We start from the raw sequence: 23,576 nt of genomic DNA on the forward strand, positions 1-23,576 counted from the left end.
CGTGATTTTTCTTCAGGAGATGGCCGGCATGCAAAAACTCAAGCTGGTGATGATCGGCAACGGCATGGCGGGTGTACGCACCCTCGAGGAGCTGCTCAAGCTCGCCCCCGATCTCTACGACATCACCGTGTTCGGCGCCGAGCCGCACCCCAACTACAACCGCATCCTGCTCTCCCCGGTACTGGCCGGCGAACAGACCTTCGAGGAGATCGTGCTCAACGATCTCAACTGGTACGCGGAAAACGACATCAAGCTGCTGCTCGGGCGCAAGGTGGTCAAGATCGACCGCAAGAAGCGCCTGGTGATCGCCGACGATGGCAGCGAGGCCGAGTACGACCGCCTGCTTATCGCCACCGGCTCCAACCCCTTCATCCTGCCGATTCCGGGCAAGGACCTGCAGGGCGTGATCGGCTATCGCGACATTGCCGACACTCAGATGATGATGGACACCGCCAAGACTCATAAGCACGCGGTGGTCATCGGCGGCGGCCTGCTCGGCCTGGAAGCGGCCAACGGCCTCAAGCTGCGCGGCATGGACGTCACTGTGGTGCATATCGGCGACTGGCTGCTGGAACGCCAGCTCGATAGCACCGCAGGCCGTTTGCTGCAAAAATCCCTGGAAGACCGTGGCCTGAAGTTCCTCCTGCCCAAGCACACCGCCGAGTTGCTGGACAACGGCGAAGGCCGCGTCTGTGCGGTGAAGTTCAAGGATGGCGAAGTGATTCCCGCCGACCTGGTGGTGATGGCCGCCGGCATCCGCCCCAACAGCGAACTGGCCGAGAGCGCCGGCATCGCCTGCAACCGCGGCATCCTGGTCAACGACACCATGCAGACCTATGACCCGCGCGTCTACGCCATCGGCGAGTGCGCCAGTCACCGCGGCATCGCCTACGGCCTGGTGGCGCCGCTGTTCGAGCAGGCCAAGGTCTGCGCCAATCACCTGGCCCAGCTCGGTTTCTCCCGCTATCAGGGCTCGGTGACCTCGACCAAGCTCAAGGTCACCGGCATCGACCTGTTCTCCGCCGGCGAATTCATGGGCGCCGAAGGCACCGAGACCATCACCCTCTCCGACCCCATCGGCGGCGTGTACAAGAAGCTGGTGATCAAGGACGACGTGCTGGTCGGCGCCTGCCTGTACGGCGACACCGCGGACGGCGGCTGGTACTTCCGGCAGATCCGCGAGAACTACAACGTCAGCGAAATCCGCGACCACCTGATGTTCGGCGAAGGCGCCATCGGCGACGTCGGCCACCAGGGCGCCGACAAGACCGCCAACATACCCGACAGCATGGAAATCTGCGGCTGCAACGGCGTGTGCAAGGGCACCATCGTCAAGGCCATCCAGGAGAACGGGCTGTTCTCGGTCGACGAGGTGAAGAAGCACACCAAGGCCGCCAGTTCCTGCGGCTCCTGCGCCGGCCTGGTGGAGCAGATCCTGATCAGCACGGTCGGCGGCGCCGCCGACGTCAAGCCCAAGAGCGAGAAGGCCATCTGCGGCTGCAGCGACCTCAACCACGGGCAGATTCGCAAGGCCATCCGCGAGCAGCACCTGACGTCCATGGCGCAGACCATGGCCTTTCTCAACTGGAGCACGCCCAACGGCTGCGCCACCTGCCGTCCGGCGCTGAACTACTACCTGATCTCCACCTGGCCGGGCGAGGCCAAGGACGACCCGCAGTCGCGCCTGATCAACGAACGCGCCCACGCCAATATCCAGAAGGACGGCACCTACTCGGTGGTGCCGCGCATGTGGGGCGGCGTGACCAATCCCTCCGAGCTGCGCCGCATCGCCGATGTGGCCGACAAGTACAACGTACCCATGGTCAAGGTCACCGGCGGCCAACGCATCGACCTACTGGGCATCAAGAAAGACGACCTGCCAGCGGTGTGGAAGGATCTGGACATGCCCTCCGGCCACGCCTACGGCAAGTCCATCCGCACGGTGAAGACCTGCGTCGGCAGCGAGTTCTGCCGCTTCGGCACGCAGAACTCCACCCAGCTGGGCATCGACCTGGAGCACGACCTGTTCAACATGTGGTCACCGCACAAGGTCAAGCTGGCGGTCTCCGGCTGCCCGCGCAACTGCTCCGAGGCCGGCATCAAGGACGTCGGCATCATTGGTGTGGACTCCGGCTTCGAGATGTATATCGGCGGTAACGGCGGGATCAAGACCGAGGTGGCCGAGTTCTTCGTCAAGGTCAAGACCGCCGAGGAAGTGCGCGAGTACAACGCCGCCTTCCTCCAGCTGTACCGCGAGGAGGCCTTCTACCTCGAGCGCACCGTGCACTACCTGCAGCGCGTCGGCATGGAACACATCAAGAAGGCGGTGCTGGAAGACGAGGCCAACCGCAAGGCCCTGGCCGCACGCCTGCACTACGCCCTGTCGTTCGAGCAGGACCCGTGGAAGGAGCGCATCGAGACGCCGCAACTGAAGAAAGAGTTCGACACCATCAAGGTCGTGCAAATCGAGGAGGCCACCGTATGAACTGGCTGGATATCTGCGCCCTGGAAGAGATCAACGTGCTCGGCTCGCGCATCATCGCCGGGCCGAAAGGCGATATCGCCATCTTCCGCACCAGTAACGATGAAGTATTCGCCCTCGACGACCGCTGCCCGCACAAGGGCGGGCCGCTGTCCCAGGGCTTGATCTACGGCAAGCGCGTGGCCTGCCCGCTGCACAACTGGCAGATCGAGCTGGAGTCCGGCGAGGCCGTGGCGCCGGATGTGGGCTGCGCCCATCGGCACCATGCCAAGGTGGAGAGCGGCCGCGTGTTGCTGGCATTCGCGCAACGCAACTAGCCAGCCCTGTGGGAGGCGCTTCAGCGGCGACGGTCGCGGCTGAAGCCCCTCCCACCAGAACTTCCCCGCGCCTCAGGAGCTCCGAACATGGCCAGCCCCACTCAAGTCACCGCCTCCACCTGCTGCTACTGCGGCGTGGGTTGCGGCGTGCTGATCGAGCACGACGGCGAGAAGATTCTCGGCGTCGCCGGCGATCCCAGCCACCCGGCCAACTTCGGCAAACTGTGCAGCAAGGGTTCGACCCTGCACCTGACTGGCGACCTTGATGCCCGCGCCCTGTACCCCGAGCTGCGCCTGGGCAAAGGCCTGGCCCGTACCCGCACGGACTGGGACAGCGCCCTGGACCACGCTGCAGCGGTGTTCGCCGAAACCATCCGCGAACACGGCCCGGACAGCGTGGCCTTCTATATCTCCGGCCAACTGCTGACCGAGGACTACTATGCCTTCAACAAGCTGGCCCGCGCCCTGGTCGGCACCCACAATATCGACTCCAACTCGCGCCTGTGCATGTCCAGCGCGGTGGTCGGCTACAAGCGCAGCCTCGGCGCCGACGCCCCGCCCTGCAGTTACGAAGACATCGAGCGAAGCGACTGCCTGCTGATCGCCGGCTCCAACATGGCCTACGCCCACCCGGTGCTGTTCCGCCGCCTGGAAGAAGCCAAGGCTCGCCGCCCCGAGATGCAGATCATCGTCATCGATCCGCGGCGCACCGACACCTGCGAGCTGGCCGACCTACACCTGGCGATCCTGCCCGGCACCGACGTCGCGCTGTTTCACGGCATCCTGCATATCCTGCTGTGGGAAGGCTGGATCGACCGCCGCTATATCGACGCCCATACCGAAGGCTTCGAGGCGCTGAAGAACCTGGTGCGCGACTACAGCCCGGCGGCCACCGCCGATATCTGCGGCATCAGCCTGGACAGCCTGCAGCGCTGCGCCGAGCTGATCGGCAAGGCGCCCTCCTTCCTTTCTCTGTGGTGCATGGGGCTCAATCAGTCCTCGTCCGGCAGCGCGAAGAACAGCGCGCTGATCAACCTTCACCTGGCCACCGGACAGATCGGCAGGCCCGGCGCCGGCCCCTTCTCGCTGACCGGCCAGCCCAACGCCATGGGCGGTCGCGAAACCGGCAGCCTGAGCAACCTGCTGCCTGGGCATCGCGAGGCCGGCAACGCCGAACACCGCGCCGAAGTCGCCGCCTACTGGGGCGTCGACGCCCTGCCGGAGACGCCGGGGCTGTCCGCCATCGAGCTGTTCGATGCGGTGCACGACGGCCGCATCAAGGCGCTGTGGATCGCCTGCACCAACCCGGCGCAATCGCTGCCGAACCAGAACAAGGTGCACGAGGCCCTGGCCGCCTGCCCCTTCGTTGTCGTTCAAGAGGCCTTCTTCACCACCGAGACCTGCCGCTACGCCGACCTGCTGCTGCCCGCCGCCAGCTGGGGCGAGAAGGAAGGCACGGTGACCAACTCCGAGCGCCGCGTCAGCCATGTGCGCCGCGCCGTGCCAGCGCCCGCAGAGGCGCGGCCCGATTGGTCGATCACCTGCGACTTCGCCCGTCGCCTGGAACCCCTGCTCCGCCCCGGCCTGCCCAGCCTGTTCGATTTCGCCGACAGCGAAGCGCTGTTCGAGGAATACAAGCACCTGACCGCCCACCGCGATCTTGACCTCTCGGGGCTGAGCTACGCGCTGTTGGATGATCAAGGTCCTCAGCAGTGGCCGTTCCCGGTCGGCGCACGCCAGGGCACCGCACGGCTCTATGCCGACGGCCGCTTCCCCACCGCCAGCGGGCGCGCGCAGTTCCACGCCGACCCGTACCGCGTGCCGAAGGAAAAGCGCGAGGCGCGCTATTCGCTCACCCTCAATACCGGCCGCCTGCGCGACCAATGGCACGGTATGAGCCGCACCGGCACCGCCGCACGGCTGTTCGGCCATGTCGAATCCGCCGTACTCGGCCTGCACCCGGACGAACTGCGGCGCCGACGCCTGCAGGACGGCGACCTGATCAAACTGCGCAGCCGCCGTGGCAGCCTGATCCTGCCGGTGCAGGCCGACGAGTCGGTGCGCCCCGGCCAGGCCTGGCTGCCGATGCACTGGGGCGATCGCTTCCTCAAGGGCCTAGGCACCAACGTGCTGACCCAGCCAGCGTTCGATCCGTTATCCAAACAGCCGGAACTCAAGCATGCCGGCGTCGAGGTGGACAAGGTGGAACTGCCCTGGCAGCTGTTCGCCCTGGTCGAGGGTGACGTACAGAGCCGCTTCGAGGCCCTGCGCCCGCTGTTCGAAGCGTTCGCCTACGCCAGTCTCACCCCTACCGGTCGCGAGCGCCCCGCTCTACTGATCCGAGCCGCCAGAGCCGTGGCGCCGCAGCCAGAGCTGCTGACGCAGATCGACCAACTGCTGCGCCTGAATGAAGGTCCGGTGCTGGCCTACGACGACCCGCGCCGTGCGGTAGGCAAACGTGTACGTATCGAGGATGGCCGTATCGTCAGCATTCGCCTGGCCGGCGAAACCGCCGCCAGTGAATGGCTCAGAAGCCTGTGGCTGGACGGCCAGGCCAATGCCGACCTGCGTCGCTGGCTGCTGGCGCCGGTCTCCGCGCCGCCGGGCAATTCCAGCGCCACCCTGGGCGGCAAGATTCTGTGCAACTGCCTGAACGTCAGCGAAGGCGCGGTGCGTGTCGGCATAGAGCGCGGCCTGGACCTGGATGGGTTAAAGCAGACGCTCAAATGCGGCACCAGTTGTGGCTCCTGTGTACCTGAAATCAAACGCCTGCTGGCCCAGCAGTCAGTGGCGACACACGCGTAGGGTGCGCTACGCGCACCGCTGCAAAAAGTCGGTGCGCACGACCTAGGCGGCCCCGCGACACCCAACGAGAGGTGGTAAAGATGAATGCAAAAGTCTGGCTGGTAGGCGCTGGCCCTGGTGATCCCGAGTTGCTGACGCTCAAGGCAGTCAAGGCGCTGAACCAAGCCGAGATCGTGATGATCGACGATCTGGTCAACCCGGCCGTGCTCGAACACTGCCGCAGCGCGCGTATCATCTCGGTAGGCAAGCGCGGCGGCTGTCGCTCCACCCCGCAGGCCTTCATCCATCGTTTGATGCTGCGCTATGCACGCCAGGGCAAATGCGTGGTGCGCCTGAAAGGCGGCGATCCGTGCATCTTTGGTCGCGGCAGCGAGGAAGCCGACTGGCTCGGCGAACATGGAATCGACGTGGAAATGGTCAACGGCATTACCGCTGGGCTGGCTGGCGCCACCAACTGCGGTATTCCTCTGACCTTGCGCGGTGTGGCTCGCGGCGTCACCTTGGTCACGGCCCATACTCAGGATGACAGCTCATTGAACTGGACAGCCCTGGCCCAGAGCGGCACGACATTGGTGGTCTATATGGGCGTGGCCAAGTTGGCGGACATTCGTGACGGCCTGCTCGCTGGCGGTATGAGCGGCGAGATGCCGGTAGCGATGATCGAGAACGCCTCGCTGCCCGAGCAGCGCGAATGCCGCAGCCACCTCGCAACGATGCAGGACGACGCGATGGCCTTCGCTCTGAAAAGCCCGGCCATTCTGGTGATCGGCGAAGTCGCCCGCGCCAGCACCCAGATCAGCATGCCCCAGCTCCTGCATGCGTGAATGCTTCACGCTCCTGCGAGGCCGTTGTTTGCCCGTCGCCCCCTCGGCGGGCTTTTTTATTCCAGAAAAGAAAAAACCCGGCCGAGGCCGGGTTTTTCTTAAAGCACCAGAAGCATTACTGCTTAACTTGGGCTTCTACTTCAGCTTCAACGCGACGGTTGATAGCGCGACCAGCGTCGGTGGCGTTGTCAGCAACCGGACGGGTTTCACCGTAACCGGCAGTGCTAACGCGGCTACCGTCAACACCGTACTGGTTAACCAGTACTTCACGAACGGCGTTTGCACGACGCTCGGACAGTTTCTGGTTGTAAGCGTCGCTACCAACGGAGTCGGTGTGACCTTCAACAGTGGTGGTGGTCTGCGGGTACTGGTTCATGAAGTCAGCCAGGTTCTTGATGTCGCCATAGCTTTCTTCTTTGACGCGGTCTTTGTCGAAGTCGAACTTGACGTCCAGCTCAACGCGAACAGCTTCCATTACCGGCTCAGGAGCAGGCTCTGGCATCGGCTCAGGTGCAGCAGCTACGACCGGAGCCGGAGCAGGCTTGCTGCCACCACCGAAGTTCAGACCAACACCCACGCCAGCTTGCCACTCGGTGTCGCCCTGGTCGATGTTGTACAGAGCGTCAACGCCAGCACGGGCGTAGAACATTTCGGTGAAGTAGTACTTGGCACCAGCGCCAGCGATAGCCAGGGTGGAGTGGTTGCGACCACCGCTGTTGGCATCACCGATGCTCTGATGGCCGAAACCGGCAGAGACGTACGGACGCAGACCAACACCCGGCTGACCGAAGTGGTAGATGGCCTTCAGGTCGGTCAGGTTGCCCTTGATGTTTTTGCTGCCTTGCGAACCTTCGCCACGCAGGTCGTGGTATTCGCCGTAGGACAGCGCCAGTTCGACGTCGTCAGTCAGGTAGTAGCCGATGCTGCCACCGAACAGGTTGCCTTCGTTGTGCGCGTAATCACGCTGAACGTCGGTGAAGTAGCGATTGACGAAGCCCTCCACCTCGACGGCGCCTTGGCCTTGCGCCAGCGCGCCGAAGGAGGTTGCGGCAACGAGAGAGCCAATGACTACGCCCAAGGTGTTTTTTACTTTCATCCGTTAAATCCCCATCTTGGTGGTTAATAAGTCACCGTTAATTCAGTCGGCAACTTGTTGGCGATTTTATCAGGTTTCGCCACTCCCTTAGTGGTCGGAATGCTGAACTAAGTTTCGGAGGTTTCCGAAAATTTATCCCGCAACCGATCCAATGCCCGCTTGTAGCGCATTTTTGTTGCGCTCAAGCCCATGTGCATGATGTCAGCAATCTCTTGAAACTCGAGCTCTGCGACAAAACGTAGCACTAGAATCTCGCGATCGATCGGGTTGACGTGAACCAACCAGCGATCCAGACCGCCTCGCTCCTCGACTTTGGGTGTCTTGTCGTCGGAAGCTTCTTCGAGCGGGTCCAAACTTAAGGCGTCAACCAATCGACGCTTTCGCCGCTCTTTTCGATACTGAGTAATGCATTCGTTATAAGTAATGCTGTAAAGCCAGGTCTTGAACTTGGATTTACCCTCAAAATTCTTAAGGCCATAGAGAACTTTGAGCATCACCTCCTGACAGACATCATCAGCATCCCTTTCGTTCCCTAAATAACGTGCACAAACGTTAAATAATGTGCGCTGGTAGCGCCTCATCAGCTCTTCATAAGCACGAGTTATATGAAAAAGCTCGTCGTGGGCGCGCGCCACCAGCTCTTCATCAGTGAGCTCGCGGGGGTCATAGCGCGTGGGCAAGGGCTGGGCTTTGTTCAAAACGAGTCGGGCCGACGGTCAGGACGAAAAGCGCCCGGCAGGTCACGCCTGTCGGGCAGCTGCATAAAATAACAGATTGGCGTCAGCGACTGTTCACGCGTTGCTCGAGCATCACTCGATTTGCCACCGATACCAGCTCACCGGTATCGGTCAACAGGGTGGTTTTCACTGTGCCGATCTCTTCGATCTGCCCTTCGACCTCACCAACCTGCACTTGTTGCCCGACCTGATACAGCTCGCGCACATAAATGCCAGCGAGAATCTGGCTGGCGATATCGCGGCTACCCAGACCCAGCGCCAGCGCGACCGCCAGACCAACGGAGATCAGTACGATGGCAATGACGTTGTTGAGCAGATCGGTCTTGATCTCCAGCTGGCCAATGGCCACCGAGATACTGATGATAATCACCAGACCTTGAGCGACACGCCCCAGCCCGTTGGCGTACTCGAGGCCAACACCTTCGGCAGCACCGCGTATCAGGCTGCTGACCAATTGCGCCAGCAGCACACCGGCAAGCAGCACCAAGGCAGCGCCGAAAACTTTCGGCAGATACAGCGCCAGCACATCAAGCGTCGCGGAAACGCGTTGCAGACCAAGCGATTCAGCGGCCGACACCAGGAAGATCAGCAGCACGAACCAATAGACGATCTTGCCGACCAGGGTCGATACCGTTGCGTGAATGCCGACGCGCGCCAGCAGCTTGGTCAGACCGGTACCTGTCATCAGGCGGTCCAGGCCAACCTTGCCGAGCAACTTGGACAGCAGCGTGTCGAGCAACTTGGCGACAACGAAGCCAAGCAGCACCAATACCAGTGCAACGAACAGGTTAGGTATGAATCCAGCAACCTTGGTCCACAACGCAGTCATCGCGGAGATCAGGCTTTGGGTCCAGGGATCGAGTTCCATTTCAGTCGGCCTTATCAGCAGAAGCAGAGGATTGGTTACGGCGCGAAACCGGCGCGACATGCGCCGAACCGTTGTTCAGAGCGATCATCAGAGCCTGAGCCCAGTGGCCTATCAGGCTGAACAGGTCACCAGCACCGACCTGGCGATTGGCGGTCTTGAGAACCCGGTGCAGGCAAGCATCGTCGTCATGGCTGGACGGCGAGGACTTGAGCAAATCGCGTAGAGACTCTTCGAATGGATCGTGCATGCGCACCTCACGGGATGTCACGGCTAGACGAAGTAGCCAGCGGATGAGTCACACATCACAGCCAACGCCAACGGCGAAAAAGCAGCAATTGGGCCAGTGCCAGAAGGAGCATGAGGCCGCAGGCGATGAAGAAGCCGACGGGATTTTCCGCCCCGGGGATTCCGCCAACGTTGATGCCCAGCAAACCGGTCAGAAAGGTCAGTGGCAGGAACAGGCCAGTGATCACGGTGAAGCGGTACATGATGCGGTTCATGCGCTCACCAAGACGCCGGCTTTCTGCCTCCAGCACCAGGCCGACGCGCTCACGAATCAGCTCCAGCTCTTCCAGATAGCGGGTCAGGCGGTTGTTCAACTCGTTCCAGTAGTCACCGTCGTCATCGACGAACCAGGGCTGTCGATTGCGCGCCAGTTGCGCGTAGAGATCTCGCTGCGGCGCCAGGAACCGACGCAAGCTGGCCGCCCGCCGGCGTATCTGCAACACCAGACCGTGATCAGGACGATAGCGCTCATCGCCATCAAGGCCATCCTCCTCGACGTCGAGCTGCTCACTCAGCTCGGCAATCAGATCATCGACGCGACTGGTGAGGTGACGGGCGAGCTCCAGGAGCAGCTCGGACGACGTCTTCGGCCCCTTGCCCGCCAGCAGATCAGCAATCAATGCATCGGTTGCGTGCAGTGGACGCTGACGCAGGGAGATAACTCGCCGGGCATCAGCGAAGATTCGCACCGATACCATGTCCTCCGGCTCGGCGCCGGGATTACGGTTGACGCCGCGCAAGAACAACAGCAGCTCGTCGTCGGGCAGAGGCAGCAGACGTGGCCGGGTATTTTCCTCCAGCAGCAGGTTGCAGCTGAACTCATCCAGCCCGCTGTGCTCACGCAACCAGTGTTGCGACTGTTCCTGACTGCGATCCCAGTGCAGCCACAGGCTTTCCTGTTCGCCTGGCTGCAGGGTGTCCAGTTCTTCGCGACTGATGCTGCGCGCACCGCCACGACCATCGAGCACGAAAGCGTGTAACAGCGCCGAATCCTGATCCTGCATCGGATTATTCCGGCATGTTCAAGGCTTGCGGGGAAATGATGACGCCGTTGTTGTCGGCGTACAGGTAATCGCCGGGCTTGAAAGTCACACCGCCGAAGGTGACGGGGACATTCAGGTCGCCGATGCCGCGCTTGTCGGTTTTCATCGGATGACTGGCCAGCGCCTGAACGCCCAGATCGGTCTGCGCGATGACGTCGACGTCACGGATGCAGCCATATACGACGATGCCTTCCCAACCGTTCTTGGCCGCCTTCTCGGCCAGCATGTCGCCAAGCAGTGCACGTCGCAGGGAGCCGCCGCCATCCACGACCAGCACCTTGCCGTGCCCTGGCAGATCGACTTGCTCCTTCACCAGCGAGTTGTCCTCATGGCACTTGATGGTGACGATCTGGCCACCGAAAGAATCGCGGCCGCCGTAGTTGGCGAACATCGGCTCGACGACCTGGACCAATTCCGGATAGGCATCGCACAGATCAGGGGTGATGTAGTGCATGACAGAGCTCCTTTCGACAATGGATGAGAAGGCAGCCACCTTCATGGACCTGCTTGAAGCGAGTCAATTCAGCATCGGGCTATCGCTACGAACCCGCCCGGCAATGAACGACAAGCAAGCAGGCGAACCTGAAATGACCGCCTACGCATGATGCGTCACATCTTACCGCTAAGCCCGTGCCGAAGAAACGGCCGGGACGATCTCAAGCAACAGCTCAAGATCCTATAGCAGAGGCCTGCTCGGCAAAACCGGCGGGTAGTTGCAGATGCTGCAACCAATACTCGGTCAGTGGCCATACCTCACGCTGCGCCTCCTTGCTGACCAGCATTTCGATATGCCCGAAGTCGCTGGAGAAGCCGTTTTCCTTGCCTAGCAGCAAGAACTGCGACGGCGCTGCACTGCACTGCTCCAGCAACTTGCGACAGGCCCAGGCAGGGTCCTGCTGATCGGCTGCCGCCCCTACGGCCAGAATCGGTATACGCACCTCAGTCAGGCCAGCCCACCAATCCTGATCGGCATCGCCGAAACGACCGAATAGCTTGAGCCAGCGCAGGGTTTCCAGTGCCAGGCCGGTCGGCTCATCTTCGGGGCCGCGCTTCAGCCGGCGCCCGGAAAGGTAAGGAAAGGCACGCAACAGCAGGCGGCCGCCCCACTCCACCGGCGGCAACTTGAGCAGCCAGTAGATACGACTGATCTGGCTGCCGAACAAGGCTGCCGAGCGCGCACGCGCCTCATCGAGATAACCGCCGCCCAGGGCTGCCGCCAGAATCACTCCGCCGAGGGAATGACCGATCCAGTGCGCGGTTTGCCCGGTCTGCTCGATGATGAAATCAGCAATGGCTGGAAGGTCATAGCGCACGTACTGCGCCACGTGGTTGTCTCGATAGTTTTCGTTGCGCGGCGACAGGCCGTGGCCGCGCATTTCTGCGATCCACACATCGAACCCCGCACGCGCCAGGTAAGGCCCCAGGCCAATGGCCTTGGGTGAATACCAGAAGCGCCGATTGGAAAAGCTGCCATGCAGCAATACCACGGGGACGCCGCGCTCGCCTTCGGCACCTGCGCGGCCGAGCCGGGTCAGGGCCAGCTCGACGCTGGAGTCGGGGCTGTTGTTGGGTTTGAGAAGATAGACATCCTCGCTCAGATCACCGCGTAGTTCGGCGCTGATCAGGGCGACGGGAAAAAGCTCACTACTGCTTTGCATGGATCAGGTGACCGCAATGGCGCTATGCCACAAAGGAAATCAGGCCAGGAACGGCCCTGTTGCCAGCCGCTCAAGAGAAACGCCGCAACTTCTAAGCGAAATCGCGGCGTTTTTCTTGAACCTTCGCCTCTACGCAAGGCGGGTTACACCCGCCCTGCGCAATGAACATCAGGCAGGCTGAGTCTCGGCCAGGAAGAACCAGGTGTCGAGTACCGAGTCAGGGTTCAGTGACACGCTCTCGATACCCTGCTCCATCAGCCACTTGGCCAGATCCGGGTGGTCCGACGGGCCCTGACCACAGATGCCGATGTACTTGCCGGCCTTGTTGCAGGCAGTAATGGCATTGGCCAGCAGCTTCTTCACGGCCGGGTTACGTTCATCGAACAGGTGGGCGACGATGCCGGAGTCACGGTCCAGGCCCAGGGTCAGCTGGGTCAGGTCGTTGGAACCGATGGAGAAACCATCGAAGAACTCGAGGAACTCTTCAGCCAGGATGGCGTTGGACGGCAGCTCGCACATCATGATGACCTTCAGATCATCCTGACCGCGGGCCAAGCCATTGCTGGCCAGCAGCTCGACCACTTGCGACGCCTCGCCCAGGGTACGCACGAACGGCACCATGATCTCGACGTTGGTCAGGCCCATCTCGTTGCGCACTTTCTTCAGCGCACGGCATTCCAGCTCGAAGCAGTCGCGGAAGGATTCGCTGATGTAGCGCGAAGCACCACGGAAGCCCAGCATCGGGTTTTCTTCTTCCGGCTCGTATAGCTTGCCGCCGATCAGGTTGGCGTATTCGTTGGACTTGAAGTCCGACAGGCGCACGATAACCTTCTTCGGCCAGAACGCCGCTGCCAGGGTGCTGATGCCCTCGACCAGTTTCTCGACGTAGAAGTCAACCGGATCACCGTAGCCGGCGATGCGCTTCTCGACGCTGTCCTTGATCTCCGGCGGCAAGCCAGCGAAGTTCAGCAGCGCCTTGGGGTGCACACCAATCATGCGATTGATGATGAACTCCAGGCGGGCCAGGCCCACGCCTTCGTTCGGCAGTTGAGCGAAGTCGAAGGCACGGTCCGGGTTACCGACGTTCATCATGATCTTGAACGGCAGGTCAGGCATGGCGTCGACCGAGTTCTTGCGAATGTCGAAGCCCAGCTCGCCTTCGAAGATGAAGCCGGTATCGCCTTCGGCGCAGGACACAGTGACGCCCTGACCATCTTTCAGCACCTGAGTGGCATTGCCGCAACCGACCACGGCCGGAATGCCCAGCTCACGGGCGATGATCGCCGCATGGCAGGTACGACCGCCGCGGTTGGTGACGATGGCGCTGGCGCGCTTCATCACGGGCTCCCAGTCCGGATCAGTCATGTCGGAGACCAGCACGTCGCCCGGCTGCACCTTGTCCATCTCGGACACGTCGTGAATCACGCGTACCTTGCCAGCGCCGATACGCTGGCCGATGGCGCGGCCTTCGACCAGAACGGTGCCCTTCTCTTTCAGCAGGTAGCGTTCCATCACGGTGGCACTGGCGCGGCTCTTCACGGTTTCCGGGCGAGCCTGCACGATGTAGAGCTTGCCGTCGTCACCGTCCTTGGCCCACTCGATATCCATCGGGCGGCCGTAGTGTTTCTCGATGATCAGTGCCTGTTTGGCCAGCTCGCTGACCTCGGCATCGCTGATGCAGAAGCGCGCTCGCTCGGCGCGATCGACTTCGACGGTCTTGACCGAGCGACCAGCCTTAGCTTCGTCGCCGTAGATCATCTTGATCGCCTTGCTGCCCAGATTGCGGCGCAGGATCGCCGGACGACCCGCTTCCAGGGTTGGCTTGTGCACGTAGAACTCATCGGGGTTCACTGCGCCCTGCACAACGGTCTCGCCGAGGCCATAGGCGCCGGTGATGAACACCACGTCACGGAAGCCGGACTCGGTGTCCAGGGTGAACATCACACCGGCGGTACCGGTTTCCGAACGCACCATGCGCTGCACGCCAGCAGACAGGGCGACCAGCTTATGGTCAAAGCCCTGGTGCACGCGGTAGGCGATGGCACGGTCGTTGAACAGGGAAGCGAAGACTTCCTTGGCCGCTCGGATCACGTTGTCCACGCCGCGGATATTGAGGAAGGTTTCCTGCTGACCGGCAAATGAAGCGTCCGGCAGGTCTTCGGCGGTAGCGGAGGAGCGCACGGCCACAGCCATGTTGTCGTTACCTGCGCTCATGGTGGCAAAGGCTTCGCGAATCTGCTTGTCCAGCTCAGCCGGGAACTCGGCGTCCATCACCCACTGGCGAATCTGCGCGCCAGTCTTGGCCAGGGCGTTGACGTCATCGACATCGAGTGCGTCGAGCGCTGCGTGGATCTGAGCATTCAGGCCGCTTTGCTCGAGAAAGTCGCGATAAGCCTGAGCCGTAGTGGCGAAACCGCCGGGAACCGAGACACCGGCGCCGGCCAGGTTACTGATCATCTCGCCGAGGGATGCGTTCTTGCCCCCCACATGCTCAACATCGTGATTGCCGAGCTTATCGAGGGAAACTACGTACTCTACCAAGGTGATCTCTCCACTAACTGTATTGGAAAAGCTCATTGGGCTGCGCAATGTCGAACGACCGAAGTCGCGCGATTGTGGCCTTGCCCTTGTATAAGTAACAATGCCGAACCCGGTGGGCCCGGCGTAAAACGCGGCCTATCATAGCCAAGAATCGAACTCAGCTTAAGGCCTTTGGCGCAAATGAAACGTACCGCTTTCTTCATCTCCGACGGCACCGGCATCACCGCCGAAACCCTGGGCCAGAGCCTGCTCGCGCAGTTCGAGAACATTCAGTTCACCAAACTGACCCGCCCTTACATCGACAGCGTCGATAAAGCGCGCGCCATGGTACAACAAATCGATGCCGCCGCCGAAAGGGACGGCGCCCGTCCGATCATCTTCGACACCATCGTCAACCGCGATATTCGTGCGATTCTCGATACCGCCAATGGTTTCATGATCGACATCTTCTCGACCTTCCTCTCGCCACTGGAGCAGGAGCTGAGCTCGCACTCCTCCTACTCCGTCGGCAAGTCGCACTCCATCGGCCAGCACTCCAACTACATGGAGCGCATCGAGGCGGTCAACTTCGCCCTCGACAACGACGATGGTGCCCGCACCCACTACTACGACAAGGCCGACCTGATCCTGGTCGGCGTGTCGCGCTGCGGCAAGACGCCAACCTGCCTGTACATGGCCATGCAATACGGTATCCGCGCCGCCAACTACCCGCTGACCGAAGACGACATGGAGCGCCTGCAGCTCCCGGACTCACTGAAAAAATACCGCGACAAGCTGTTCGGCCTGACCATCGACCCGGATCGCCTCACCGCCATCCGCCACGAGCGCAAGCCCAACAGCCGCTACGCCAGCTTCGCCCAGTGCGAGTTCGAAGTGCGCGAGGTGGAGGGTCTGTTCCGCCGTGAAAACATCGCCTTCATCAACTCCACGCATTTCTCGGTCGAGGAGATTTCGGCCAAGATCCTGGTGGAAAAAGGTGTTGAACGACGCCTTAAATAACCACCATAAACTCATGTTTCAAAAGAGAAAAGGCTCGATACCTCGAGCCTTTTCTAGGTTCTGTACGAAAAGTCGTCGAGCGAAGGTCAGGCGAGGCAAAAACAGGCGAGGAAGCGGAGTTTACGAGCTGTAAATGAGCATTCCGAACCTGTTTTTAACGAAGCCTCACCGAGCGCAGGCACTTTTCGCACAGAACCTAGCTTCAGCCGTTAGAAGCTGCCCCCCGGCACACGCACCCAGCCCTCCATGAGGATGCGCGCACTGCGGCTCATCACTGCCTTGGTCACTGTCCACTGACCATCGACCAGACGAGCCTGTGCACCAACCCGCAAGGTGCCGGACGGATGGCCAAAACGCACCGCCTCACGCTCGCCGCAACCGGCAGCCAGGTTGACCAGAGTGCCCGGTATCGCCGCCGCCGTGCCGATGGCCACCGCGCAGGTGCCCATCATGGCGTGGTGCAGCTTGCCCATAGAAAGCGCACGCACCAGCAGGTCGACCTCGCCGGCCCTGATATCCTTGCCGCTGGACGTGCGGTAATCCTTGGGCGGACTGACGAAGGCGATCTTCGGGGTGTGCTGACGTGTCGCAGCCTCCTCGGCCGTTTTGATCAGCCCCATGCGCAGCGCACCGGCAATGCGGATCTGCTCGAAACGCGCCAGTTGCGCCGGGTCGCCATTGATGGCCTCACGCAGCTCGGTGCCCTGGTAGCCGATGTCCTCGGCATTGACGAAGATGGTCGGGATGCCGGCGGTGATCATGGTCGCCTTGAAAGTGCCGACGCCGGGCACTTCGAGGTCATCGACCAGATTGCCGGTGGGAAACATCGAACCGCCATCCTCGCCGTCATCGGACGGGTCGAGGAACTCCAGCACGATCTCCGCTGCTGGGAAGGTGACGCCGTCCAGCTCGAAATCACCGGTTTCCTGCACCTGGCCATTACTGACCGGCACGTGGGCGATGATGGTTTTCTGGATATTGGCCTGCCAGATACGCACCACACAGGTACCGCTTTCAGGAATACGCGCTGGATCGACCAGGCCGGCATGGATGGCGAAGGCGCCGGCGGCGGTGGACAAGTTGCCGCAGTTGCCGCTCCAGTCGACGAAGGCCTTGTCGATGGAGACCTGGCCGTAGAGGTAATCGACGTCATGCTCGGGCTGAGTGCTTTTCGACAGAATCACGCACTTGGAGGTACTCGAGGTAGCACCGCCCATGCCGTCGATCTGCGCCGCATACGGATCCGGGCTGCCGATCACGCGCATGAACAGCTTGTCGCGCGCCTCGCCAGGCACCTGGCAACGCTCGGGTAGATCCTGCAGACGGAAGAACACGCCCTTGCTGGTGCCACCACGCATGTAGGTGGCGGGGATTTTCACTTGCGGCAGATAAGCCATGAGTGCAGTCCTGAAAGAATGATGATGCAGGTTCTTCCCGGATCACATCCGGGCGAGCGCTACCGTTTCTTGTAGGAGCGAGCTCTGCTCGCGAATAGCCTCGCGGAGAAGCTTCGTTCGCGAGCAGAGCTCGCTCCTACGGAAGTTGTACCGGCCCGCTTATGGGCCGGTCGTTACATCACGCCACCGCGCCCTGAAGGAAGTCCTTGGCGAAGCGCTGTAGCACGCCGCCGGCGTTGTACACGCTGACATCCGCCGCGGTATCCAGTCGGCAGGTCACCGGCACTCGAACCACCTCGCCGTTGCGGCGATTAACCACCAGGGTCAGGTCGCAACGCGGCGAGATATCGCCCTCGATGTCATAGGTTTCGGTGCCATCCAGGCCCAGCGTCAGGCGCGTGGTTCCCGGCTTGAACTCCACCGGCAGCACGCCCATGCCCACCAGATTGGTGCGGTGGATGCGCTCGAAGCCTTCGGCGACGATCACTTCCACGCCCGCCAAACGTACGCCCTTGGCCGCCCAATCCCGCGACGAGCCCTGGCCGTAGTCGGCACCGGCGACGATGATCAGGTTCTGCTTGCGATTCATGTAGGTTTCGATGGCCTCCCACATGCGCATTACCTGGCCTTCCGGCTCCACACGGGCCAGCGAACCCTTCTTCACCTGCCCGTTGACCACGGCCATCTCGTTGATCAGTTGCGGGTTGGCGAAGGTGGCGCGCTGCGCGGTGAGGTGATCGCCACGGTGGGTGGCGTAGGAGTTGAAATCCTCTTCCGGCAGGCCCATTTTCGCCAGGTATTCACCAGCGGCCGAGTCCGCCAGGATGGCATTGGACGGCGACAGGTGGTCGGTGGTGATGTTGTCCGGCAGGATCGCCAGCGGCAGCATGCCCTTGAGCGTGCGCTCGCCGGCCAGCGCGCCTTCCCAGTAAGGCGGACGGCGGATATAGGTGCTCGTCGGGCGCCAGTCGTACAACGGGCTCTCTGCCTCCTGCACGCTGCCCAGGTCGAACATCGGGATATAGATCTGCTTGAACTGCTCGGGCTTCACCGAAGCGGCAACGATGGCGTCGATCTCCTCGTCGCTCGGCCACAAATCCTTCAGCGTGATCGGATTGCCCTGAGCATCGGTACCCAACGGATCTTGCTCGATATCGAAACGCACAGTACCGGCGATGGCATAGGCGACCACCAGCGGCGGCGAGGCCAGGAAGGCCTGTTTGGCGTAGGGATGGATGCGCCCGTCGAAGTTGCGGTTTCCACTCAGGACGGCGGTGGCATACAGGTCGCGGTCGATGATTTCCTTCTGGATCACCGGGTCGAGCGCGCCGGACATACCGTTACAGGTGGTGCAGGCGTAGGCGACGATGCCGAAGCCGAGCTTCTCCAGCTCCGGCAGCAGACCGGCCTCTTCCAGGTACAGCTTGGCGACCTTGGAACCCGGCGCGAACGACGTTTTCACCCAGGGCTTGCGCACCAAGCCCAGCGCATTGGCCTTCTTCGCCACCAGACCGGCGGCGATGACGTTGCGCGGGTTGGAGGTGTTGGTGCAACTGGTGATGGCGGCGATGATCACCGCGCCATCGGGCATCAGGCCTTCGGCCTCTTCGACTTTGCCGCTCTGCAGCTTGGCCTCGTCAGCAATGCCGCGCTCGGCCAGTGCCGAGGTCGGCAGGCGGCGATGCGGGTTGCTCGGGCCTGCCATATTGCGCACCACGCTGCCCAGGTCGAAGCGCAGCACGCGCTCATACTCGGCGGTTTTCAGCGCGTCGTTCCACAGGCCAAGGGTCTTGGCGTAGTGTTCCACCAACGCCACCTGCTCCGGCTCACGCCCCGTGAGCTTGAGGTAGTCGATGGTCTGGCCGTCGATATAGAACATCGAGGCCGTGGCGCCATACTCCGGGCACATATTGGAGATGGTCGCGCGGTCGCCGATGGACAGGCTGTCCGCCCCCTCGCCAAAGAACTCGACCCAAGCACCGACCACTCGTTCCTTGCGCAGGAACTCGGTGATCGCCAGCACGATATCGGTGGCGGTGATGCCAGGCTGACGCTTGCCGGTGAGCTCGACGCCGACGATATCGGGCAGGCGCATCATCGACGGGTGGCCGAGCATCACCGTCTCGGCCTCCAGGCCGCCGACGCCAATGGCGATCACGCCCAGGGCATCCACGTGCGGAGTGTGCGAGTCGGTGCCGACGCAGGTATCGGGGAAGGCAATGCCGCCGCGTGCCTGGATCACCGGGCTCATTTTCTCCAGGTTGATCTGGTGCATGATGCCGTTGCCGGCCGGGATCACGTCGACGTTCTTGAACGCGGTCTTGGTCCAGTCGATGAAATGGAAGCGATCCTCGTTGCGGCGATCCTCGATGGCACGGTTCTTCTCGAAGGCATCCGGGTCGAAGCCCGGCGCTTCCACGGCCAGGGAGTGGTCGACGATCAACTGGGTCGGCACCACCGGGTTGACCTTGGACGGATCACCGCCCTGCTCGGCGATGGCGTCACGCAGGCCTGCCAGGTCGACCAGCGCGGTCTGGCCGAGAATGTCGTGGCAGACCACGCGCGCCGGGTACCAGGGAAAGTCCAGGTCGCGCTTGCGATAGACCAGCTGCTCCAGCGATGCGCTCAGATCCTGCGGATCGCAGCGGCGCACCAGTTGCTCGGCGAGTACGCGCGAGGTGTAAGGCAGCCTCGCCCAGGCGCCAGCCTGGATCGCCTCGACCGCCTCACGTGCGTCGAAGTAATCCAGTGCGGTGCCGGGCAGGCGCTTGCGGTATTGGCTATTCACGGTGTCATTCATCTTATTTGCGGTCCTTGAGCGGCACGAACTTCAGGTCTTCAGGGCCTGTGTAGTTGGCGCTCGGGCGGATGATCTTGCCGTCGATGCGCTGCTCGATGACGTGCGCCGACCAACCGGCAGTGCGGGCGATGACGAACAGCGGGGTGAACATGGCGGTGGGCACGCCCATCATGTGGTAGCTCACGGCGCTGAACCAGTCGAGGTTGGGGAACATCTTCTTGATGTCCCACATGATGGTTTCCAGGCGCTCGGCGATGTCATACATCTTGGTATTGCCCTGCTCCACGGACAGCTCGCGGGCCACTTCCTTGATCACCTTGTTGCGCGGGTCGCTCACGGTGTAGACCGGATGACCGAAGCCGATCACCACTTCCTTGCGCCCTACTCGCTCGCGGATATCCGCCTCGGCTTCGTCCGGGCTGTCGTAGCGCTTCTGCACCTCGAAGGCCACTTCGTTGGCGCCGCCGTGTTTCGGCCCGCGTAGCGCGCCGATGGCGCCGGCGATGCAGGAGAACAGGTCGGAGCCGGTACCGGCGATCACCCGCGAGGTGAAGGTCGAGGCATTGAATTCATGCTCGGCATACAGGTTCAGCGAGGTGTGCATAGCGCGCACCCAGGACTCGCGCGGTTTCTCGCCATGCAGCAGATGCAGGAAGTGACCGCCGATGGAATCGTCGTCGGTATCCACCTCAATGCGCTTGCCGTTATGGCTGTAGTGATACCAGTACAGCAGTGCCGAACCCAGGCTAGCCATCAGCTTGTCGGCGATATCACGGGCGCCCGGATGATTGTGATCGTCCTTTTCCGGCGCCAGACAGCCGAGCACGGATACGGCAGTGCGCATCACGTCCATCGGATGAGCCGAAGGCGGCAGTTGCTCCAGAGCCGCCTTCACCCCGGCCGGCAGACCGCGCAGGGCCTTGAGTTTGGCCTTGTAGCCAGCCAGCTCGGCGATGTTAGGCAGCTTGCCGTGCACCAGCAGGTGGGCAATTTCCTCGAATTCGCAGCGGTTGGCGAAATCGAGCACGTCGTAACCGCGGTAGTGCAGGTCATTGCCGGTACGACCGACAGTACACAGCGCGGTATTGCCAGCGGCGGTGCCGCTCAGGGCGACGGATTTCTTCGGTTTGAAGCCTGGCGTGGTTTCGGTGGCGCTCATTGTTATCTCCTCAAATCTTCTTGTTCTGCTTACTGTCAGCGGTAGCGAACCGTAAGAGCGGATTCATCCGCGAATCGCGAATAAATTCGCTCCTACACAAAGCAAATCCGTGCGCCGCTTTACTTCTTACCGGCGGCGAACAGCGCGTCGAGCTTCTGCTCGAAGGCGTGGTAGCCGATGCGGTCGTAGAGTTCGGCGCGGGTCTGCATCAGCTCGATCACGTCCTTCTGGTGACCGTTCTGGCGAATCGAGGTGTAGACACTTTCCGCCGCCTTGTTCGCCGCGCGGAAGGCCGACAGCGGGTAGAGCTGGATGGCGACGCCGACCGAAGCCAGCTCGTCGCGGGTGAACAGCGGCGTGGCGCCAAATTCGGTGATATTGGCCAGCACCGGCACATTCAGCTCTTTGACGAAACGTGCATAGGTCGGCAGGTCGTAAGCCGCTTCGGCGAAGATTGCATCGGCGCCGGCCTCGACATAGCGCAGGCACCGTTCGATGGCGGCGTCGACACCTTCAGCCTGGATCGCGTCAGTACGGGCGATGAGGAAGAAGTCAGGATCGGTCTTGGCATCAGCGGCAGCTTTCACGCGGTCGCACATTTCCTCGCAGGAGACGATCTCCTTGCCCGGACGGTGGCCACAGCGCTTGGCGCCGACCTGATCCTCGATATGCGCGGCGGCGGCGCCGGCCTTGATCAGGTTCTTGATGGTGCGCTCGATATTGAAAGCCGACGGGCCGAAACCGGTGTCGATGTCCACCAGCAGCGGCAGATCGCAAACATCGGTGATACGGCGTACGTCGGTGAGCACGTCATCCAGGGTGTTGATGCCCAGATCCGGCAAACCGAGCGAGCCGGCCGCGACACCACCACCAGACAGGTAGATGGCACGAAAGCCTGCGCGCTTGGCCAGCAGTGCGTGGTTGGCGTTGATCGCGCCGATCACCTGCAGCGGTTGCTCTTCGGCGAGGGCCTGGCGGAAGCGCTGGCCGGCAGAAAGCTGGGTCATGAATCACCTCGGGTCTTGGATGAAGTGGCGAGCGTCTCTCTATAGTGGCGCTCGATATTGCGTTTGGAGGCGCCGATATGGCGGCGCATCAGCAGCTCGGCCAGTTCGCCGTCACGGCCTTCGATGGCGTCGAGAATGCGGTGGTGTTCAGCGAAGGCCTGGTGTGGCCGGTTGGGTGTGGCGGAGAACTGCAGGCGGTACATGCGCACCAGCTGATAGAGCTCGTCGCACAGCAGTTTGGCCAGGGTGCGGTTGCCACTGCCCTGGATGATCCGGTAGTGGAAGTCGAAGTCGCCTTCCTGCTGGTAATAGCCGACACCGGCCTTGAACGCGGCGTCCTGCTCGTGCAGCTCCAGCACCCGGCGCAGTTCATCGATCTCATGCTGGGTCATGCGCTCGGCGGCCAGGCGGCAGGCCATACCTTCCAAGGACTCGCGAATTTCGTAGAGCTCGACCAGTTCGTCATGACTGAGCGATACCACCCGCGCGCCCACATGCGGGACGCGCACCAGCAGCTTCTGCCCTTCCAGACGGTGGATGGCCTCACGCAACGGACCACGGCTGATGCCATAGGTGCGCGCCAGCTCAGGCTCGGAAATCTTGCTACCCGGGGCGATCTCGCCCTTGACGATGGCAGCCTGAATCAAGCGGAAAACATGTTCGGAAAGTGTTTCCGAATCCACCTGGGGCGCTGTAGACACTTCGGACTCGAGCAGCATGATTGTCGACACCACAGAGATGCAATGACCGTGAAATTACGTCAAAAAGCCATAAATGTCAAAGCAGACCAAAGTATTGTCGACAATGTTTCCAGCCAAACAAGGCGAGCGAGCCGCGACCTTACTTGCAGAAAGCTACATAAGCGTCTGTCGGCACGGAAAATCTCCATGTTAGAATCCGCGCATTCATGCCCGGCTATCGCCTTTTGCCATGGCTGCTAGACTTCATGGCAGGCCGTTGTATGGCAGGATGCCGCCAGACGCTGCCCTTCACCTGCCCCTGGCAATACCCTCTCAAGGACACATGAGACTGAAACCCTTCTCCTTACTGATCTGCCTGCTGACCTTGTGCCCGGCTCTGGCCATGGGCAAGTCAATCTATGGTCTGAACGAATATATCCACGTAGAAGAACTGGACCTGCAGGTAGCCGCCAAACTCGATACAGGCGCAAAAACCGCGTCCTTGAGCGCCCGTGACATCAAGCGCTTCAAACGCGACGGAGAAACCTGGGTGCGTTTCGTGCTGGCCATCGATGATGCCCATGAGCGCACCATCGAGCGTCCGCTATCACGTATCAGCAAGATCAAACGCCGTGCTGGCGACTTCGATCCCGATGAAGGCAAGACCTACACGGCACGCCCGGTAATCGACCTTGAATTGTGCATGGGCAAGACCCTGCGCACGATCGAAGTGAACTTGACCGACCGAAGCGCATTCCAATACCCGCTTCTGATCGGCTCCGAAGCGCTCAAGCATTTCGAAGCCATGGTCGATCCAAGCCTTAAATATGCAGCTGGCAAACCCAACTGCACCGATGACGCAACCCCTGGCGAGTAAT

Annotated in this window: 20 protein-coding genes; 7 read left to right on the forward strand and 13 right to left on the reverse strand. The window is 61.8% G+C overall.

The features are described from left to right. The first annotated feature begins 28 nt into the window (after window positions 1–28). The 4 genes from nirB to cobA all read left to right on the forward strand — a co-directional run bounded on the left by nirB (window position 29) and on the right by cobA (window position 6,428). Window positions 29–2,485, forward strand: a complete 2,457-nt coding sequence (gene nirB, locus CXP40_RS01910) for a nitrite reductase large subunit NirB (RefSeq protein ID WP_106732491.1) — start codon at window positions 29–31, stop codon at window positions 2,483–2,485. Then, window positions 2,482–2,799: a nitrite reductase small subunit NirD gene (gene nirD / locus CXP40_RS01915; protein ID WP_003460074.1), complete on the forward strand. Its 318-nt coding sequence runs from the start codon at window positions 2,482–2,484 to the stop codon at window positions 2,797–2,799. Before nirB ends, nirD begins: the two co-directional genes overlap by 4 nt. An 87-nt stretch (window positions 2,800–2,886) precedes the next feature. After that, a complete protein-coding gene (locus CXP40_RS01920; protein WP_106732356.1) occupies window positions 2,887–5,604 on the forward strand; it encodes a nitrate reductase in 2,718 nt (905 codons plus the stop codon). Between the two features lie 80 nt (window positions 5,605–5,684). After that, window positions 5,685–6,428, forward strand: a complete 744-nt coding sequence (cobA, locus tag CXP40_RS01925; RefSeq protein WP_106732357.1) for a uroporphyrinogen-III C-methyltransferase — start codon at window positions 5,685–5,687, stop codon at window positions 6,426–6,428. A gap of 115 nt (window positions 6,429–6,543) precedes the next feature. Here the strand turns inward: cobA and CXP40_RS01930 are convergent, their stop codons facing one another. The 8 genes from CXP40_RS01930 to ppsA all read right to left on the reverse strand — a co-directional run bounded on the left by CXP40_RS01930 (window position 6,544) and on the right by ppsA (window position 14,656). Further along, a complete protein-coding gene (locus CXP40_RS01930; protein ID WP_099524260.1) occupies window positions 6,544–7,524 on the reverse strand; it encodes an OmpA family protein in 981 nt (326 codons plus the stop codon). A 107-nt stretch (window positions 7,525–7,631) separates the two neighbouring features. Beyond that, window positions 7,632–8,222, reverse strand: a complete 591-nt coding sequence (gene sigX, locus CXP40_RS01935; protein ID WP_072423905.1) for an RNA polymerase sigma factor SigX — start codon at window positions 8,220–8,222, stop codon at window positions 7,632–7,634. Window positions 8,223–8,304: 82 nt separating this feature from the next. Beyond that, a complete protein-coding gene (locus CXP40_RS01940; protein WP_106732358.1) occupies window positions 8,305–9,129 on the reverse strand; it encodes a mechanosensitive ion channel domain-containing protein in 825 nt (274 codons plus the stop codon). A gap of 1 nt (window position 9,130) precedes the next feature. Beyond that, on the reverse strand, window positions 9,131–9,382 hold the full coding sequence (locus CXP40_RS01945; protein WP_371916923.1) for a CrfX protein: 252 nt from the start codon (window positions 9,380–9,382) through the stop codon (window positions 9,131–9,133). Between the two features lie 49 nt (window positions 9,383–9,431). Beyond that, complete coding sequence (locus CXP40_RS01950) at window positions 9,432–10,418, reverse strand: zinc transporter ZntB (protein ID WP_106732360.1); 987 nt, start codon at window positions 10,416–10,418, stop codon at window positions 9,432–9,434. Between the two features lie 4 nt (window positions 10,419–10,422). Further along, window positions 10,423–10,911 carry a ribonuclease E activity regulator RraA gene (gene rraA, locus CXP40_RS01955; RefSeq protein WP_106732361.1) on the reverse strand — a complete coding sequence of 163 codons (489 nt, stop codon included), beginning with the start codon at window positions 10,909–10,911 and terminating at the stop codon, window positions 10,423–10,425. Window positions 10,912–11,125: 214 nt separating this feature from the next. Then, a complete protein-coding gene (locus CXP40_RS01960) occupies window positions 11,126–12,115 on the reverse strand; it encodes an alpha/beta fold hydrolase (RefSeq protein WP_106732362.1) in 990 nt (329 codons plus the stop codon). Between the two features lie 168 nt (window positions 12,116–12,283). Beyond that, window positions 12,284–14,656, reverse strand: a complete 2,373-nt coding sequence (ppsA, locus tag CXP40_RS01965) for a phosphoenolpyruvate synthase (protein ID WP_106732363.1) — start codon at window positions 14,654–14,656, stop codon at window positions 12,284–12,286. Between ppsA and CXP40_RS23890 the strand changes: the two genes are divergently transcribed. Both CXP40_RS23890 and CXP40_RS01970 read left to right on the forward strand, forming a co-directional pair. Then, window positions 14,603–14,800 (forward strand): hypothetical protein, encoded by a 198-nt coding sequence (locus CXP40_RS23890; RefSeq protein WP_243699065.1) that lies wholly within the window; start codon window positions 14,603–14,605, stop codon window positions 14,798–14,800. The two genes, ppsA and CXP40_RS23890, sit on opposite strands and share 54 nt — an antisense overlap. Window positions 14,801–14,836: 36 nt before the next feature. After that, window positions 14,837–15,655, forward strand: a complete 819-nt coding sequence (locus CXP40_RS01970) for a pyruvate, water dikinase regulatory protein (RefSeq protein ID WP_106732364.1) — start codon at window positions 14,837–14,839, stop codon at window positions 15,653–15,655. 209 nt (window positions 15,656–15,864) lie between these two features. On the opposite strand, the gene prpF is transcribed toward CXP40_RS01970, so the two are convergent. The 5 genes from prpF to CXP40_RS01995 all read right to left on the reverse strand — a co-directional run bounded on the left by prpF (window position 15,865) and on the right by CXP40_RS01995 (window position 22,737). Then, the gene (prpF, locus tag CXP40_RS01975; protein WP_106732365.1) at window positions 15,865–17,052 is read right to left on the reverse strand and encodes a 2-methylaconitate cis-trans isomerase PrpF; all 1,188 of its coding nucleotides are present in this window, start codon (window positions 17,050–17,052) and stop codon (window positions 15,865–15,867) included. Between the two features lie 178 nt (window positions 17,053–17,230). After that, the gene (gene acnD, locus CXP40_RS01980; RefSeq protein ID WP_177429616.1) at window positions 17,231–19,840 is read right to left on the reverse strand and encodes a Fe/S-dependent 2-methylisocitrate dehydratase AcnD; all 2,610 of its coding nucleotides are present in this window, start codon (window positions 19,838–19,840) and stop codon (window positions 17,231–17,233) included. A gap of 13 nt (window positions 19,841–19,853) precedes the next feature. Continuing rightward, window positions 19,854–21,011 (reverse strand): 2-methylcitrate synthase, encoded by a 1,158-nt coding sequence (gene prpC / locus CXP40_RS01985; protein ID WP_106732367.1) that lies wholly within the window; start codon window positions 21,009–21,011, stop codon window positions 19,854–19,856. Window positions 21,012–21,130: 119 nt separating this feature from the next. Further along, window positions 21,131–22,018, reverse strand: coding sequence for a methylisocitrate lyase (prpB, locus tag CXP40_RS01990; protein ID WP_106732368.1), 888 nt, complete (start codon window positions 22,016–22,018; stop codon window positions 21,131–21,133). Further along, the gene (locus CXP40_RS01995; RefSeq protein WP_099524290.1) at window positions 22,015–22,737 is read right to left on the reverse strand and encodes a GntR family transcriptional regulator; all 723 of its coding nucleotides are present in this window, start codon (window positions 22,735–22,737) and stop codon (window positions 22,015–22,017) included. Before CXP40_RS01995 ends, prpB begins: the two co-directional genes overlap by 4 nt. A 304-nt stretch (window positions 22,738–23,041) precedes the next feature. On the opposite strand from CXP40_RS01995, the gene CXP40_RS02000 reads away from it, so the two are divergent. Continuing rightward, window positions 23,042–23,575: an ATP-dependent zinc protease gene (locus CXP40_RS02000; protein WP_099524292.1), complete on the forward strand. Its 534-nt coding sequence runs from the start codon at window positions 23,042–23,044 to the stop codon at window positions 23,573–23,575. Window position 23,576 lies beyond the last annotated feature (1 nt).

Origin of the sequence: Pseudomonas sp. YY-1 (genome assembly GCF_002843095.1) — a bacterium.
GTDB classification, from domain to species: domain Bacteria; phylum Pseudomonadota; class Gammaproteobacteria; order Pseudomonadales; family Pseudomonadaceae; genus Aquipseudomonas; species Aquipseudomonas sediminis_A.

Coding starts and splice junctions, on each gene's coding strand:
- CXP40_RS01940 (WP_106732358.1), bottom strand. CDS start 9,129: ATGGAACTCGATCCCTGGACCCAAAGCCTGATCTCCGCGATGACTGCG.
- prpB (WP_106732368.1), bottom strand. CDS start 22,018: ATGACCCAGCTTTCTGCCGGCCAGCGCTTCCGCCAGGCCCTCGCCGAA.
- CXP40_RS01920 (WP_106732356.1), top strand. CDS start 2,887: ATGGCCAGCCCCACTCAAGTCACCGCCTCCACCTGCTGCTACTGCGGC.
- prpF (WP_106732365.1), bottom strand. CDS start 17,052: ATGGCTTATCTGCCGCAAGTGAAAATCCCCGCCACCTACATGCGTGGT.
- cobA (WP_106732357.1), top strand. CDS start 5,685: ATGAATGCAAAAGTCTGGCTGGTAGGCGCTGGCCCTGGTGATCCCGAG.
- CXP40_RS23890 (WP_243699065.1), top strand. CDS start 14,603: ATGCTCAACATCGTGATTGCCGAGCTTATCGAGGGAAACTACGTACTC.
- CXP40_RS01970 (WP_106732364.1), top strand. CDS start 14,837: ATGAAACGTACCGCTTTCTTCATCTCCGACGGCACCGGCATCACCGCC.
- nirB (WP_106732491.1), top strand. CDS start 29: ATGCAAAAACTCAAGCTGGTGATGATCGGCAACGGCATGGCGGGTGTA.
- CXP40_RS01995 (WP_099524290.1), bottom strand. CDS start 22,737: ATGCTGCTCGAGTCCGAAGTGTCTACAGCGCCCCAGGTGGATTCGGAA.
- CXP40_RS02000 (WP_099524292.1), top strand. CDS start 23,042: ATGAGACTGAAACCCTTCTCCTTACTGATCTGCCTGCTGACCTTGTGC.
- rraA (WP_106732361.1), bottom strand. CDS start 10,911: ATGCACTACATCACCCCTGATCTGTGCGATGCCTATCCGGAATTGGTC.
- CXP40_RS01930 (WP_099524260.1), bottom strand. CDS start 7,524: ATGAAAGTAAAAAACACCTTGGGCGTAGTCATTGGCTCTCTCGTTGCC.
- CXP40_RS01950 (WP_106732360.1), bottom strand. CDS start 10,418: ATGCAGGATCAGGATTCGGCGCTGTTACACGCTTTCGTGCTCGATGGT.
- CXP40_RS01960 (WP_106732362.1), bottom strand. CDS start 12,115: ATGCAAAGCAGTAGTGAGCTTTTTCCCGTCGCCCTGATCAGCGCCGAA.
- nirD (WP_003460074.1), top strand. CDS start 2,482: ATGAACTGGCTGGATATCTGCGCCCTGGAAGAGATCAACGTGCTCGGC.
- prpC (WP_106732367.1), bottom strand. CDS start 21,011: ATGAGCGCCACCGAAACCACGCCAGGCTTCAAACCGAAGAAATCCGTC.